The sequence below is a fragment of the Halomonas sp. SH5A2 genome, assembly GCF_014263395.1.
GTDB lineage: Bacteria > Pseudomonadota > Gammaproteobacteria > Pseudomonadales > Halomonadaceae > Vreelandella.
Genome location: NZ_CP058321.1, coordinates 1,588,071 through 1,603,261, shown reverse-complemented (window position 1 = coordinate 1,603,261; position 15,191 = coordinate 1,588,071). Strand labels below are relative to the sequence as shown.

Below are 15,191 nucleotides of genomic sequence, written 5' to 3'. Positions count from 1 at the left end.
TGCAAGGCTGATAGGTTTAAGCGCTTTCATCCGGCTCGGCCCACGCCAGCCGCGCGGCATTAAGCGTCACACTCAGCGAACTTGCCGCCATGGCGAGTACCGCCACCAACGGGGGTATGGCCATGATCAACACTAGCCCCAGCGCCAGCGTATTATAGAGCGCTGAAAAGAACAGATTCTGCGCCATGATGCGTCGCGTGCGTTTGGCAATGCTGAGCAGCGTCACTACCCCACCAATACCCGGCGTCATGAGCTGCGCTGAAGCCCCCTCTCGGGCGGCCTCGCTGGCACTGAGGGGTGCAATACCGATATCGGCCGCTGCCAAACTCAAGGTATCGTTTAAGCCATCACCCACATACAGCGTTGGTGATGGCAGCCCCTGTAATAATCGTGCTTTGGCTTCCGGAGAGCATTGCGCGAAACAAGCTTCACGCCCAAGTCCAACACGCTCACCTAACCACCTAACCGCACCTTGCCGATCACCGCTGATCATCGCGACCACATAATTTGAAGCTAGCAGACTTTTCACGCTAGGTTCGGCATCATGCACGGGTTGATCGGTTAAATAGAATGTCGCTAACCAGCATGCCTCATCGGCTAACATCACCTGGGAAGCAAAAGCGAGCGTGGCATCTTCCGCTTCGGAAGGAAGCGCAATATGTTGGCTGGCAAACCATTGAGCACTGCCTACCGTTAACAACTCGCCGCTGCTTAAACGCACATGTCGTCCTTCGCCGGGTGATTCCTTTACTTCAATATTCGGTTGATCGTCCTGTCCACGTTGGCTGTTTGACCAGCAGGCTAACGCTTGTGCCAACGGATGTTCGCTTCCGGCCACGGCGGCACTCAGCTTTTTCTGTAAGGTATGTTCATCAACATCCTCTCGACCTTGCCAGTGCAACACTGCATGGGAGCCAGTAGTTAATGTGCCGGTTTTATCCAATGCTACCGAGCGGATACGCGCCAAGGTTTCGAGCGCGACGGGATCGCGCAGCGCAATCCCTTGCTGCATGGCTTGTCCACTACCGGCAAGGCTTGCCAGCGGCACCGCAAGACCGACGGCACATGGGCAAGCGACAACCAACACCGATAGTGCCCTCACGAACGCGTCTTCCCAGCCGAGACCCAATAAAAGCGCGCCTGGTAGCGTAAGCATTGCAAGCAACAGCGCTAGAGGGCTTAGCCAGGCAGCAAAGCGGTCGGCTAGCTTTTGTAGTTCGCCTTTTCTCGCTTGATAACGCCGCATCTCGTCACATAGCCGATCCAATCGACGCTTACCCACTTCAGCGCTTACCTGCATGACAATAGGAGTGGTCCCCAGGTAGCGGTAGCCAGCGTATACCGTTTGTCCTGCCTGGAAGTGGCGCGGCAAACTTTCACCGGTGAGCGAAGCGGTATCTATCCAACCCGGCGCTTCAAGGATGCCATCGAGTGCTACTTGCTCTCCCGGCGTTAGCTCAACGCGCATTTCCGTGGACACGTCATCGACGGATAGCATTTTCCAGGTTTCATCCTGCCAAACCTTTATGTCCACGTTGGGCAGGGCCAGCGCATCCAACGCTTTGAGCCCACGGTGACGGCACAGGGTTTCTACTAGCCGACCGATCAACAAAAGCACGATCAGCATCACCGCCGTATCGAAATACACCTCGACCGAGCCGCGCCATAAAAGCCATATCGAGACGGTCACGGCGCCCCACACGCCAAGACTGACGAGCACATCCATACCGGGACGTTTGGCGAGCACCGTGCGCCACCCGGCACGATAAAAAGGGACACCTGCAAACAACACAACGGGGAGTGAAAATGCCCCTGAGATCCACGCCACCACCGTTTCTATTTGCTCATCAGGCAATGCGCCTGCATAAATCAGCACTGAGGCGAGCATGGTCCACATGCCAAACAGCGAGCCGACCATGAGCCTAAACGTTAGATAGCGGCTCTCTTCTTCCAGTCGCGCGTGAGCATCTACCACTGGTTCCAGCGACTTTAGTCGGTAGCCTAGGCGTTTTACTTTGGGAGCGAGTACGGAAAGTTGGGTCGCTTGAGGTGTGCCGATAATACAAAGCGTGGCGCTTGGGTAGTGCACGCTAACATCACGTATACCATCAAGCTGCTTGAGAGAACCTTCTACAGCCTGGGCGCAACTGGTGCACCACATGCCTTGAAGGGTGAAGAGCTGTTCATCATCTCGAGCCATACCGCTCACAGGCATGGCGGTAACCCCACTATCGGCATAGCCGTAAAAACAACGCCTAGGGCAGAGAAAAGATACAGCCCCGCCGAAACTACCGCATTAAACAACAAGCGCCCCTGGTGATGTTTGGCTATACGACAGCAGCCCCAGGCAAGCGTCGCCAATAACCCCGCTGCCGCCAAACTAACAACCAGCAACATAGCGTTAACTAGCGTAAAAGCGCCCTGCTCTGGGTCAGGAGGAATGACGGCGCAGGCAACTGCATGCCCACCGTAAACGGTCACAAACCAAACGCTCCATAGCGTTAAACCGACAATGAAATGTAGGGGGTGGGTTAAATGCAGACGCTCCATCGTGGCGATCATCGGGTTTAGCCTCCTATTACACTTGGCAGCACCGCAAGTGCCCCCACAATGACCCAGAACGTGACCACGTTATAACGCCACCACTGCGCAACCACTACGGGTTCAAAAGGGGCGTAGGCGCCGACATAGCCATAGCCAACCCGCAGGCCCTGCAGCAGGGCAAGAATGCTGCCTAAACCACCGTGCAATAGCACATAAACCAACCCCACCATTATCACTGCATCGTGGGTGGTGACTGTGATCGCGAGGTCTGCGCCCAGCAGCACCCATAAAGTGACCGCTACCTGCACAAACCCCAGAGCGCTAATGAAATACATGCCTGCTGCCAGTCCTGCATCTTGCTGCTGGCGCAAACCACGTACCAACTTTTCCAATAACCCTGCACCAGCCGTCAGCGCCAACCCGGCAACGATTAAACCTAGCAACGAGAGCGGCGATGTCTCGGGCATTCGCCACTCAGGCGATACCGTCCACAGGTAAAACCAGCCAAATAGGTAGGAAAGGAAGAACGAGCCATTAGCGAGCAGCGTCACCGACATGGCCCACAGCCCTGGGCCATCCATCGTGCGAGAATGTAGTGGTGGATCGCCAGGATTAACTCTCGCATCCGGAGCCGCTTTGGGGTGTGCTCCGTTTTCCCATGACCAACGCAACAGAAATGCCACGGCCACCACCACCGCGATACCTGCTAATGGATAGAACTTTGTAAGCAAGCTTAAGCACACCACTGACAGCGCCAACGCAGCGAACAAAGGCCACCAGGAATTATCCGGCAAATGAATGATTTCACGCACTTTTCCCGTCAGTGGATCGCTTCCCCACATTTCGCGCCGACCATGGGAAGCCACCGCCAGCCCATGTCTACCTTCTGTAATGGTGTGCGGCAAATCAGGGTTATCCCATAGTGGATGGCGCGTATCGACATTGGGCAGGCTGACAAAATTATAGGCGCTCGGCGGCATGGTATTCGCCCATTCCAAGGTATCGGCATTCCATGGGTTATGTTTCGCAGGTTTGCCAAAACGGAAGTGCAGCGCAATATCCAGCAGCACCATGGCAATACCGACAGACAAAAGGAAGCCACCTAGTGACGATATGAGATTGAACACATCCCAACCCATGCCCGTATCATATGAATAAACCCGGCGCGGCATACCCAGCAGGCCGGTCCAGTGCATAATCAGGAAGGTGGTATTAAAGCCGATAAAAGTGAGCCAAAAGCCCCATTTGCCGAGCGTTTCAGACGGCATACGGCCGGAGAACAGGGGTAACCAATAGTACAGACCGGCGATCAGTGGAAAGAACATCCCCCCCACCAGAACGTAATGCATGTGCGCGACCACAAAGTGGGTGTCATGTACCTGCCAGTTAAACGGTACTAGCGCCAGCATCACCCCGGTTAAGCCACCGCAAACAAAAATCACCAGGAACCCTACAATCCAAAGCATCGGCAGTTTCATTTTGGGCTTACCCAGCCACAGCGTAGCCAACCACACAAACACCTGGATCGCCGTAGGGACTGCGACCAACATACTGGATGCAGAGAAGAACGCTTGGGCCAACTGTGGAATTCCCACGGTAAACATGTGGTGTACCCACAACCCAAAACTGATAAAGCCGGTGACCAGAATGGCAAAGACCACCCATCCATAGCCCACGATAGGGCGACCAGCAAAGACCGGGATCAGCGTGGAGACAATACCCGCCGCCGGGAGGAAAATAATGTAAACCTCAGGGTGGCCAAATAACCAAAAGAGATGCTGCCAAAGAATCGGATCGCCGCCCCCGGCGACTTCGAAAAACGGCATCCCTACCGCTCGTTCAAGCTCCAACAGAATACTGCCAAGGATCAAAGGCGGAAAACCGACGACAATCATTAGCGCCATGGCGAGGATGTACCACGCAAATAGCGGCATTTTGTGCAACGCCATTCCCTGGGTTCGCGTGCGAAGAATTGAAACCACGAGTTCGACACCCGCAGAAAGCGCCGAGATTTCTACAAACGTGATGCCTAACAGCCAGAAGTCTGAACCCAAGCCAGGTGAATACTCGCTACTACTCAGCGGCGTATACATAAACCAGCCGCTCTCAGGTGCCATTTCCAGCACCAAACTAAACGTTATAATGATGCCGCCAAACAAATAGCACCAGTAGCCAAGCGAGGTCAGCCTCGGACAAACCAGGTCACGCGCGCCAATCATCTTAGGGATCATGTAAATCGCTAACCCTTCTAATACCGGGATAGCAAACAGAAACATCATGACCGTGCCATGCATGGTGGTAACTTGATTATAAATATCCGGCGTCATGAACCCCTGACCGGGTAGCGCCAGCTGAGCGCGCACCAGCATGGCCAGCATGCCACCAATCAAGAAGAACACCATCCCGGTCACCATAAAACGTAGACCGAGGGTGGAATGGTTGACGATTGTCAGCGCTTTCAAACCACGCGGATTGCCCCATATCTCATGCAAATCATTGTGCAAGCGCTGCGGGTCTTCAGGTGCATCTCCGTCCTGAGGCACATCTCGGTTGATAGGGGTCATGGGGTTAGTGTCTCCAGCCAAGCACCCAGACTTTCCAAGGTGTCCGTCTCGATATCATCCTGGGTCGGCATTTTGTTGCCCGGTTTTAAGCGTTGATGATGCTGTAACCATTGGGCTACCGCGCCTTCTTCCATCGGCATTACGCCTGCGCCCAGGCTGGTGCGACTGCCTAAGTCAGAAAGATCCGGCCCTTCTTGTGCATTTGAGAGCCCAGCCACTCGGTGGCAGCTTGCACAATGGGCCGTAAATGCTTCTCTGGCAGGTTCATGCTGTTGACCACTAACCGCTAGTGAAGAGAGCTCACTGGTTTGGCGTTCGGCTAACCAAGCCTCGTACTCTTCGCGCTCGACGGCTTCTACATAGAGTTGCATCTGGGCGTGCTGAGTACCGCAAAATTCAGCACACTGAGCACCAAATATCGATGGCTCATCTGCTTCCAGACGGATTTTATTAACTCGCCCGGGAATCATGTCGATTTTGCCACCCAGGCGCGGTACCCAGAAGGCGTGGATGACATCCGCACTGGTGACATGAAAATCTACCGGCTCTCCCGCTGGCATGATCAGCTGGTTAGAGGTAACCACCTCACCGCCTTCCGCCCCTGGGTAGCGCACTTCCCACCACCATTGATGGCCAATCACTTCAATCACTTCCGGTGGGTCGCTGAGCGGCAGCGCTAACATTCGTTGCCCTGTAGGCACCCCAAAGGTTAATAGCACGGCAATACTGGCGACCGGCAGTATAATCCCGCCGCCGATAATCCAGCATCGCGCAATACGGCGCTCCTGGGCAGGTGTACGCCTTTTCTTTTTTTGCTTGAAAGCATAAAGCCAGAAACTGGTGACCGTGATCAACACAGCGGTACCAAAGCCAAGCATCGCCCACCAGACCAGCACCACATCTCGCGCGGCCTGGCCTGCCGGGTCTAGAATGGAGTTATCACCAGCGCAACCGACCAGTAGCCCTCCAACCATCATTGCCAACGAGGCGTTTAGCCGGTTGACCCACTGCGGGGGTAAGCGTTGAATACTTGGCTTTATCCCTTGAATGTCTTTTTGTCTCCAAAGGAAGTGACAATGACAAAAACTCGCCAACGTTCGATTATCAGCCGTGCGTCTATCGCTGGCCACCCGCTGCATCCCGTCATGATTCATTTTCCCGTCGCAGCATTGATTGGGCTGGTAGCCAGCGACATAGGCTTTTTGCTGAGTGACGACCCCTTCTGGTTGCGCGCCAGTTTGTGGCTGGCTGGCGTAGGTGCATTTGGTGGCTGGATAGCCAGTACGGCAGGGATTATCGACCTGGTCACCGTGCCGCGCATTCGCCGCCTGATTACCGGTTGGAGCCATGCCATCGTCGCGGTCGTCATGCTCTCGCTGGCGTCGCTGAACTGGCTGCTTCGCTTTAACGACCCTAGCGCGGTTTTGCCATGGGGCCTCGCCATATCGCTGATCACCGCAGGCTTGATTGCCGTAGCGGGCCTGCTGGGTGGGCAACTGGTATACGAACAAGCGGTGGGTGTCGACGTTGAAGATTAGCGCCACGGTGTTAGCTCCAATCCAGCGGCTTTGCTAACACAAAGGCTAGAACGCTTAGGATACCCGCCACCGCAACGCACAGTGCAAACCAGTTAGCAGGCTTTATCCAGCGATAATGGCCCATCTCAAGGCGCAGTATTAACCAGCCAAAACAGGCGTGCGCCGCCACCATTGCAACAACTGAGCCAAGTTTTAAGATCAGCCATCCTCCCAGAAGACCATTCATAAGAAACAGCAGCGTGCCTGTGGCAATCGCTACCAGGGCAGCTGGGGTAGCGATAGAGTTATAGAAGAAGCGCGGCATGGGCGGCGAGTCCTGGGCAAAGCCCGAGTTCTTACGCAGCACCAGCGCTTGGCTAAGCAAGGCAGGTAGATAAAGCAACGAACCGCACCAAACCACTAGTGCGGCGATGTGGAGCAGTTTAAGCCAAGGCATCGGAGCTTCCTTGCATTGCTTAAAGTGGGATTGACTTATTGTTTAACCTTAGTCAACTCGACGCACTATAGCTAGGCATGATGTCTTGACTTGGCTGTCCTCAACAATCGGGGGAGATTATTGGCGATGGGCGATTACCTCTTAAACATAACAATATCAAGTAGGACGGGTTATGAACGAGTAACTTTATTCTTTCAACAAGAAGGGCCGACGCCATTTTTAAATATCCTTTCCAATATATAGGCAAGGCTGGAGCCAGTTGTAAGTCGTAGCAACCTTCTCGGAAAAGCCACCAGATTAAGAGTTCGTTACCGAACAGACATATCTCTCCACCGGCCTAAGATTAAAAGGAGGTTAGCGCCAACCGCGTTCCCCTATCAGACCTGGAAGGAAGGAACGACTATGTCGACAATTACCACCGTTAATCCCGCGACCGAAAAAGCCATTCAGACCTACGACACCATGACCAAAAAGCAGGCGACGGAGCAGCTTGATGCCTGCCATGCGGCGTTTCTGGAATGGCGCAAACTGAGCCATCAGGAAAGAGCACCCTACCTCAAGAAGATCGGACAGGCATTGCGTGACAATGCCGATGAGTTGGCCACCTTGATGACCAACGAAACTGGCAAGCTTCTGAAAGACGGACATGTTGAGGTTGAACTCTGTGCGGCGATCTTTGATTACACCGCTGAAAACGGCCCCGAGATTCTGGCTGACGAGGAACGTAAGCAGGGTCTTAACGGAAAGCGCGGCGTTGTCAGCTATCAGCCTATTGGCGTCGTCTATTCGATTCAGCCCTGGAACTTCCCGATCTACCAGCCGGTTCGCATGCTGGCGTCAAATCTGATGGCAGGCAACGGCTGTGTCTTGAAACACGCCAGCATCTGCACGGGGTCCGGCCTGCGCCTGCGAGAATTATGCATCGAGGCAGGCCTGCCCGAGAACCTGTTTCAGGTCATCGTGATCGACCACAACACCAGCGATAACCTGATCGCCCATCCCAAGGTTCGTGGAGTCACGCTGACCGGCAGTGACGGAGCCGGGCAACACGTCGGCGCTGTGGCCGCCAAAGCACTGAAAAAAACCGTGCTGGAACTAGGGTCGAACGACGCCTACCTGGTGCTTGAGGATGCCGACATCAAAACGGCGGTGAAGTTTTCGGTCATGGGACGGTTGTACAACAACGGACAGACCTGTGTTTCTGCCAAGCGCTTCATCGTGACCGACAAGGTGTATGACGCTTTCGTTGACGCTTTCGTAGCGCAAATGAACGACATCGTCATGGGCGATCCCACGGATGAGAATAACCAACTTGGCCCGCTTTCAAGCCAGGATCAGTTCGATACGGTCAAAGAGCAGGTGGATACCAGCGTCGCCAAAGGGGCAAAAATCCTCTGCGGAGGAAAACCACCCGAGCGCACCGGTGCCTATTACCCTTCCACCGTGTTGGAAGATGTCACGCCTGGAATGCCCGCCTATGACGATGAAATCTTCGGGCCTGTTGCTGCGATCATCCGTGCCAAAGATGACGTGGACGCCATGCGATTGGCCAATGACAGCCGCTATGGTCTGGGTGGCGGCATTTTTTGCACGGACGAGGACCACGCTCTCAGGCTGGCCCGCGATCACTTCGACACGGGCATGGTCCGCATCAACTCGTTCGGGGCCGCTGATCCGAATATGCCTTTCGGCGGGGTCAAGAATTCTGGTTACGGACGTGAACACGGCGGCTTTGGCATGAAGGAATTCGTCAACATAAAGTCGATTTTTCTGCCTTAACCAAGCTCTGTCTTATCAATACATCTCACGCAATTCAGGAGAAAAAACCATGTCAGAAATCAATGGCAAGGTCGTCATCATTACCGGCGCCAGCAGTGGTCTCGGCAAAGCCACCGCCCACCGCCTGGCCAAGGGCGGAGCCAAGCTAGTGCTTGCAGCTCGACGCGAGGAACGCCTCGTAGAACTGCGAGACGCCATCGAGGAACAGGGTGGTGACGCTATTTACCAGGTAACTGACGTCACCGACCGCGCTCAGCTTGAGTCGCTGGCCAAGGCGGCTAAGGAAGCTTATGGCCGCATCGACGTGCTGGTCAACAACGCCGGTCTGATGCCGCTATCGCCGCTTGATGAACTCAAGGTCGACGAGTGGGACAAGATGATCGACGTCAACATCAGAGGTGTGCTCTACGGCATCGCCGCCGTGCTGCCAACCATGCGCGAACAGCATGTGGGCCACATCATCAATCTCTCGTCGATAGCCGGGCATAAGGTGTTTCCTGCGTCCGCGGTCTACTCGGCGACAAAGTATGCCGTGAAGGCGCTATCAGAAGGCCTGCGTCAGGAAGGTGACGGGGAAATCCGCTCCACCAATATCTCGCCGGGTGCCGTAGCGACCGAGCTAACCAGTAAAATAAGCGATCCCGATACTGCCAAAGGTGTGGATGAGATGTATGAAAATGCCATTGACGCCGATGCGATAGCCCGGGCAATTGCTTACGCCATCGAACAGCCGGCGGATGTTGATGTCAACGAGATTATTATCCGGCCAACCAAACAGCCGCTCTAACCAAGAGCCCTGGCTTTATACAGATACGGAAGAAATCGGCAGAATTAGCGACCTTACAAGCAGCTGGTTCTGCCATCACCACCGCTATCTGTTACTGATTAACGGTTAGTGCTTTTCGCCACTGTGGTGTAGAACCTTGAATTCGATATATCCAAACGCAGGAGAACGCATCACTGACAACAAGTATCCTAAAGATCTAGACATTATCAACATGAGACAATTATGCTCACCGAACTCCCCTTACCACACAATATTTCCGTTATCACCGGCGCGAGCAGCGGTATCGGTTGGGCACTGGCACAACAGTTAGCGCACCGCGGACACACTCTGTATTTGCTGGCACGTCGTGAAGCGCCGCTGCTCGAATGCCTGGAAACGTTGCAACAGCGCTATCCCCAGGGCAATTTTCACGCCTTGGCAGGGAACCTTAGCGACCCGCACCAGCGTCACAGTGTAATGACTCGGCTAAAAGCCGCCATGGGGACGTCATCGGTGGGCGCCATTATTCACTGTGCAGGCACTGGCATGCCCGCCGCAAACCTTGCCGACTGGCACCCCGATGACCTGAGCGACGCTCTTCAGCTCAACACCGTCGCTCCTCTTGCCCTCATTAATACGCTGCTACCTTTTATGACACCGCTGCCCGCGCCCTGTCGGATCGTATTGGTCGGTGCGGGTATTGATAGGCACGTTCAACCCGGCACCGGTAGCTATGGCGTCAGTAAAATGGCTATGCGACGTCTGTTTGAACAGCTTCATGAAGAATTAGCGTCGCAGCCTGCCGAGATCGCGTTAATGCAACCAGGCGTCGTGGATACACCGGGACTTCGCCAGCACATTCGCACCGCTCAGGCGATGAAGTTACCCCATGCCGACTACCTGCAGGCACAGCTAGACACCGGTCAGGCATTTAGCGCCGACACCGTCGGCGCCCGACTTGCCACCCTGCTAGATGCAACCACATCCCACAACTCTTTCAGCGGTCAGGAATGGCGCACGGCTGAGATACACAACAAATAAGATGAGCACGCCCAGGACACGTACCCGAGCTAATTGTAGAATTTCAATCACCGCCCTGAATATCGGCTCTCAAGCCGCCTGTTAAATCGAAGCAGGCACGTTCTCGTGACCCAAAGGGCTCGACCTCAAGCGAACAAGCAGGCATGGTAGGCGTTATCATCCATAATTAGCGAACCAACGGGAGATTAACCAGTGCCGAACTGTCTTACTCAAAACCTATGCAGGATTGGGCTATTATCGCTCTTGGCGTTGTCTCCCAACGCCTTCAGCCAACAACAACCGGGGACGGCTTCCGGTGATAATATCACCACCGAGTCGTTCCAGGACTGGGAGGTTCGTTGCCAGCGTAATGCCGAGGGTCCGACCCCTTGTGCGATGTCCCAATTGATCACTCAACCTGGCAACGACCAGCCCTTGATGCAGGTAATTCTCGACTACCCGCCCCAGGCCGATGACCCGGCGATGAGCTTCTTCGTGCCGCTGGGGGTACGTCTGGCTCCAGGCATGCAATTGAGTGTGGATAACGGTGAGCCAATCCAGTTCCCGTATCAGGTCTGCCAGGAGCAAGGGTGCCGTGCTGTCGCCCCCATTGAGCCGTCGATGTTGCAGCAACTCCGCAGTGGCACTACGGCAACCCTCAGCATGATTGATCCAAGCGGTGAACGCATGGACCTAGATATTTCGCTGATCGGTTTTACCGACGCCAGTAACCGCATCACTCCCTGATCTAACGACAAAGCCGGCCCACAAAGGCCGGCAAGTCTACTCAGCTGTTGCCAGCAATCGCACCAAAGCTTCATTGTAAGCTGTCATTATTCCGACTCACAGACCGTGCAGGCGCGGCCTCGCTCCTTGGCTTGATAGAGTAGCTTGTCGGTGCTGTTTAAACAGTCATCCATGCTGAGGGAGCCAGTTACAGCGCATATCCCAATGCTGGCAGTGCGATAGGCCAAAGGGGAGCGATCCTCCAGTAGCGGGGTCGTCGTCAGAAGCTGTTGGAGCCGTTCGGCGGCATGCCGGGCTTCTGCCACACTGGTTTTCGGCAGCATAACCATAAATTCGTCCCCGCCCCAGCGCCCGATGACATCGGACTGCCGAAATGCTTCATAGCACAACTCGGTGAAACCCTCGATGGCCTGATCGCCAGCCTGGTGTCCCAGCGTATCATTGAGCGTTTTAAAGTCGTCTAAGTCGATCAGCATCAGAGCAGCATTGGTCGCGCCCCGCTGAATCAGCGCTACCTCCTCCTCAAAACGTTGTTCGAAGGCTCGGCGATTGAGTAGCCCGGTAAGTGGATCCTTGGAGGATAACGATGTCAGTTCTTGCCGCGTGACTTTCAGCTCGTGTATCAAATCCGTCTGTTCACGATGGGTGCGTATCAATTCCATGTGTGCCATGACCTGATCCGCGAGGGCTTGAAGCGCGAAACGTTGACGCTCCGTTAAGTCGCGGGGCTGATAGTCGAGAACGCACAAGGTGCCGAGAGGATAACCATCGCTACTTTCCAGGAGCGCACCCGCATAGAAGCGCAAATAGGGCTCACCCGTCACCAATGGGTTATTAGCGAAACGTGAGTCTTGGGTAGTGTCGGGCACAATGAACAGCCCTGGCTGCAAAATGGCGTGCGCGCAAATCGAGATGTCTAACGGGGTCTCGCGCACCCCAAACCCCTTCTCCGACTTGAACCATTGACGATCGCGGTCAACGAAATTGATAACAGCGATAGGCGCGTTACAGATAAGCGAGACTACCTCGGTAATCTTATCGAAGGCAGACTCCTCAGGGGTATCGAGGATGTCGTAGTCGGCCAGCGCCTGCAAACGCCGGGTTTCATACGCATCCAAGTAACTATCTGCGTTATCAGCTGTCTGCGGTAAATGTTCTGGCAAGGCCATCAGGTCATTTAAAGGGACCGGCCGGGAGAACCGAAACCCCTGCAGCAGGTCGCACTCACGGCGAATCAGGTCCTCTTGCTGTTCGAGCTCCTCGATCCCTTCGGCCACCACCAACAGATCCATGTGATGGGCCATCGTAATAATCCCCTGGACAATGGCGGCATTGCGGCGACTGGAGAGAATATCCTTGATAAAGGCGCGATCCAGCTTGACCTTGTGAATGGGCAGATCGCGCAGATAGCTAAGACTTGAGAAGCCAGTGCCAAAGTCATCGATGGTGACCGTGATGCGCATGTCACGCAGTGTTCCGATCATCTTGACGGCCTCTTCGGCGCCGTCCATCAGAATGCTTTCCGTCATCTCCAACTCAAGGAGCTCGGGTGGCAACCCCGTCTCGTCCAGCACTGCCCGCACCTCATCGAGGAAACCGTCGCGCCGGAATTGCAACGACGAGATGTTAACCGCCACCGGAAACACGCGCTCGCCCCTGGCACCCAGGTCGGCAATGCTTTGACAGGCCTCTCGCAACACCCAACGGCCCAACGGGATGATCTGGCCGGTTTTCTCGGCGACGGGAATAAATAGGCCGGGTGAAACCAGACCCTGTGACGGATGGTGCCACCGAACCAACGCCTCGACGCTGCGAATTCGACCACTGACCGCTTCGACCACTGGCTGGTAGTAAAGCTCGAACTGGTTGTCGCGCAGCGCAATCTGGAGATCCTGGCGCATCGACACCTGCTCGCTGGTGACCTCGACTGACGTTTGCTGGTACCACTGCCAGGTATTGCGCCCCTGCAGTTTCGCCATTTCCAGAGCTAAATCGGCATGCTGCAGGAGCTCATAGGCCTGCTGTATCGTTGCATCGTTGCAGGCGACTCCGATGCTGGTACTGATGTGCAAGGCACGACCGTCAATCTCAAAGGGTTGCTCGAAAGTGGCAAGGATGCGCTCAGCGGCATCGGCCACCTCTTCGCGAGTGGTGATATCAGGCATCAAGAACACGAACTCATCACCGGTCAGCCGGGCCAAGGTATCGCGCGGGCCGAGCAGTTGATGAAGACGTTCGGCAATGGCCACCAGCAACCGATTACCGACGCGGTGTCCCAGGCCATCATTGATCGCCTTGAAGCCATCCAGGCCAAGGTACATCACCACCAGCAGACACTGATTTTGCTGGCTCATCTGGAAATCATGCTCGAGACGGTCATCCAGCACCGTTCGATTGGGCAGACCGGTGAGCAGGTCATGGCTGGCCTGATAGGCAATCTGGGCTTCCTGGTCATGCTCCCGAGAGATGTCTTGCTGAATGCCGATAAAGTGGTCGCAATGCCCGGCGTCATCGACAACCGGGTTGATTGACAGACGATTCCAGAAAGGCGTGCCATCTTTACGATAATTGAGCAGCGTGACTTGCACCTCGTTACACGTCGCCAAGGCATGGCGAACAGTCTTGATAGCTTCGGGGTCCGTATCTTCACCTTGCAGGAAACGACAATTCCGTCCGATGACTTCATCCGGGGTATACCCCGTCAGCCGGCAGAAGGCCTCATTGACGTAGACGATCGGCATATCACTTTGGGTGGCATCCGCCATGACGACCCCGTTAGGGCTGGCATTGATGCCGCGATGCAACAGATGTAGCTCGGCCTCTTGTTGTTTGCGATGCGTGATGTCGCGACAGACACCATAGACGCCAACGATCTCGCCTTCGACGGTGACCGGAAAGTTGCAAACCTCCACAGGGTAAGTGTAACCATCCGCATGGATTCCCTGCGTCTCGTATTGGCGTGGCTCCCCCGCTCGGGCGGCATCGAAGGCCGTTTGAGTCAACTCGCGACAATCGGGCGCGACGAATTCATTGAAGTGGCGGCCGACCAAGGCCTGCTCCGAATGACCGGTGATCCGTTCCAGGGACGCATTGCCCCGCTGGAAACGGCCCTCCAAATCAAACTCGAAGACACCATCAGGATGATTCACGAACAATGAACGGTACCACTCGGCGAGCGTGCGGTGGCGACAGTTATCACGGTCCTGAAGGATCGCTAAAGCCATCAGGGAACCAATATAGTGAAGCCGTTGCTTGCTCAACTCGCTTGGGACAGCAGGCTGGCGATAATAAACATCGACGGTTCCCAGCAATTCACCCTCAACACTGACCACCGGGCTTGACCAGCAGGCACGCAGCTCCTCGGCCAGAGCGGCGCTACGCAAGCGTTCCCAGTATGGATCGGTTTGGATATCCTCGGTAATCACCTGACGACGCAGGCAAGCAGCCGAGCCAAAGGAGGCCATTCCCTCACTCGCGGAAACCTCCTGAAGCGGTTCGATGTAATTTCGTGATAATCGTTGACTGGCCAACATGCTTAGCGAGCAGCGTTGTGGCTCGAAGCGCATGCAAGCCACGCCCGCACCTGGGAACTGAAGACTCATCCAGTGGACAATGGCGTCCAGTGTCTTCTCCAGTGGTGCCTGATTAGCGATCAGTTCATGGATATCCTGCTGGGCTTCCAACAGAGCAAGCTCACCGTTGATACACTCCCCTCCTGTGAGGCATCCCGACCTTGTCAGAATAAAAAGCCTATTTATTAGCCCATGCTGAAAAGTGACTTATAACGAATACACATT

At 55.1% G+C, this 15,191-nt stretch carries 11 protein-coding genes; 5 read left to right on the top strand and 6 right to left on the bottom strand.

Annotated features, from left to right (window positions below; translation table 11 throughout):
• Window positions 1–16: 16 nt before the first annotated feature.
• From HXW73_RS07420 to coxB, 4 genes are read right to left on the bottom strand one after another with little or no spacing between them, the layout of a single operon-like run.
• Entirely contained in the window at window positions 17–2,200 is a 2,184-nt protein-coding gene (locus tag HXW73_RS07420) for a heavy metal translocating P-type ATPase (protein ID WP_240538736.1), read from the bottom strand.
• A 5-nt stretch (window positions 2,201–2,205) separates the two neighbouring features.
• Window positions 2,206–2,562, bottom strand: a complete 357-nt coding sequence (locus HXW73_RS07415) for a hypothetical protein (RefSeq protein WP_186255592.1) — start codon at window positions 2,560–2,562, stop codon at window positions 2,206–2,208.
• Between the two features lie 5 nt (window positions 2,563–2,567).
• Window positions 2,568–5,108 (bottom strand): cytochrome c oxidase subunit I, encoded by a 2,541-nt coding sequence (gene ctaD / locus HXW73_RS07410; protein WP_186255591.1) that lies wholly within the window; start codon window positions 5,106–5,108, stop codon window positions 2,568–2,570.
• Complete coding sequence (gene coxB, locus HXW73_RS07405; RefSeq protein ID WP_240538735.1) at window positions 5,105–6,085, bottom strand: cytochrome c oxidase subunit II; 981 nt, start codon at window positions 6,083–6,085, stop codon at window positions 5,105–5,107. Before coxB ends, ctaD begins: the two co-directional genes overlap by 4 nt.
• Before the next feature lie 99 nt (window positions 6,086–6,184).
• Between coxB and HXW73_RS07400 the strand changes: the two genes are divergently transcribed.
• Entirely contained in the window at window positions 6,185–6,646 is a 462-nt protein-coding gene (locus HXW73_RS07400) for a DUF2231 domain-containing protein (RefSeq protein WP_186255589.1), read from the top strand.
• Window positions 6,647–6,656: 10 nt separating this feature from the next.
• On the opposite strand, the gene HXW73_RS07395 is transcribed toward HXW73_RS07400, so the two are convergent.
• A complete protein-coding gene (locus HXW73_RS07395) occupies window positions 6,657–7,082 on the bottom strand; it encodes a CopD family protein (protein WP_186255588.1) in 426 nt (141 codons plus the stop codon).
• A 402-nt stretch (window positions 7,083–7,484) separates the two neighbouring features.
• Between HXW73_RS07395 and HXW73_RS07390 the strand changes: the two genes are divergently transcribed.
• The 4 genes from HXW73_RS07390 (at window position 7,485) to HXW73_RS07375 (ending at window position 11,394) form a co-directional block, all read left to right on the top strand.
• Window positions 7,485–8,861: an NAD-dependent succinate-semialdehyde dehydrogenase gene (locus HXW73_RS07390; RefSeq protein ID WP_186255587.1), complete on the top strand. Its 1,377-nt coding sequence runs from the start codon at window positions 7,485–7,487 to the stop codon at window positions 8,859–8,861.
• Between the two features lie 49 nt (window positions 8,862–8,910).
• Window positions 8,911–9,648 (top strand): SDR family oxidoreductase, encoded by a 738-nt coding sequence (locus tag HXW73_RS07385; RefSeq protein ID WP_186255586.1) that lies wholly within the window; start codon window positions 8,911–8,913, stop codon window positions 9,646–9,648.
• Between the two features lie 222 nt (window positions 9,649–9,870).
• Window positions 9,871–10,668, top strand: a complete 798-nt coding sequence (locus HXW73_RS07380) for an SDR family NAD(P)-dependent oxidoreductase (RefSeq protein WP_186255585.1) — start codon at window positions 9,871–9,873, stop codon at window positions 10,666–10,668.
• Window positions 10,669–10,911: 243 nt separating this feature from the next.
• Window positions 10,912–11,394, top strand: a complete 483-nt coding sequence (locus HXW73_RS07375; RefSeq protein WP_240538734.1) for an invasion associated locus B family protein — start codon at window positions 10,912–10,914, stop codon at window positions 11,392–11,394.
• Window positions 11,395–11,480: 86 nt separating this feature from the next.
• Here HXW73_RS07375 and HXW73_RS17945 read toward each other — a convergent pair whose 3' ends face one another.
• A complete protein-coding gene (locus HXW73_RS17945; protein ID WP_274600594.1) occupies window positions 11,481–15,077 on the bottom strand; it encodes a diguanylate cyclase domain-containing protein in 3,597 nt (1,198 codons plus the stop codon).
• Window positions 15,078–15,191 lie beyond the last annotated feature (114 nt).

What these genes read in the sequence shown, in the direction of transcription:
- HXW73_RS07390 (WP_186255587.1), top strand. Translation starts at nt 7,485, where the DNA reads ATGTCGACAATTACCACCGTTAATCCCGCGACCGAAAAAGCCATTCAG.
- HXW73_RS07385 (WP_186255586.1), top strand. Translation starts at nt 8,911, where the DNA reads ATGTCAGAAATCAATGGCAAGGTCGTCATCATTACCGGCGCCAGCAGT.
- coxB (WP_240538735.1), bottom strand. Translation starts at nt 6,085, where the DNA reads ATGATGGTTGGAGGGCTACTGGTCGGTTGCGCTGGTGATAACTCCATT.
- HXW73_RS07415 (WP_186255592.1), bottom strand. Translation starts at nt 2,562, where the DNA reads ATGATCGCCACGATGGAGCGTCTGCATTTAACCCACCCCCTACATTTC.
- HXW73_RS07395 (WP_186255588.1), bottom strand. Translation starts at nt 7,082, where the DNA reads ATGCCTTGGCTTAAACTGCTCCACATCGCCGCACTAGTGGTTTGGTGC.
- ctaD (WP_186255591.1), bottom strand. Translation starts at nt 5,108, where the DNA reads ATGACCCCTATCAACCGAGATGTGCCTCAGGACGGAGATGCACCTGAA.
- HXW73_RS07420 (WP_240538736.1), bottom strand. Translation starts at nt 2,200, where the DNA reads ATGGCTCGAGATGATGAACAGCTCTTCACCCTTCAAGGCATGTGGTGC.
- HXW73_RS07400 (WP_186255589.1), top strand. Translation starts at nt 6,185, where the DNA reads ATGACAAAAACTCGCCAACGTTCGATTATCAGCCGTGCGTCTATCGCT.
- HXW73_RS07380 (WP_186255585.1), top strand. Translation starts at nt 9,871, where the DNA reads ATGCTCACCGAACTCCCCTTACCACACAATATTTCCGTTATCACCGGC.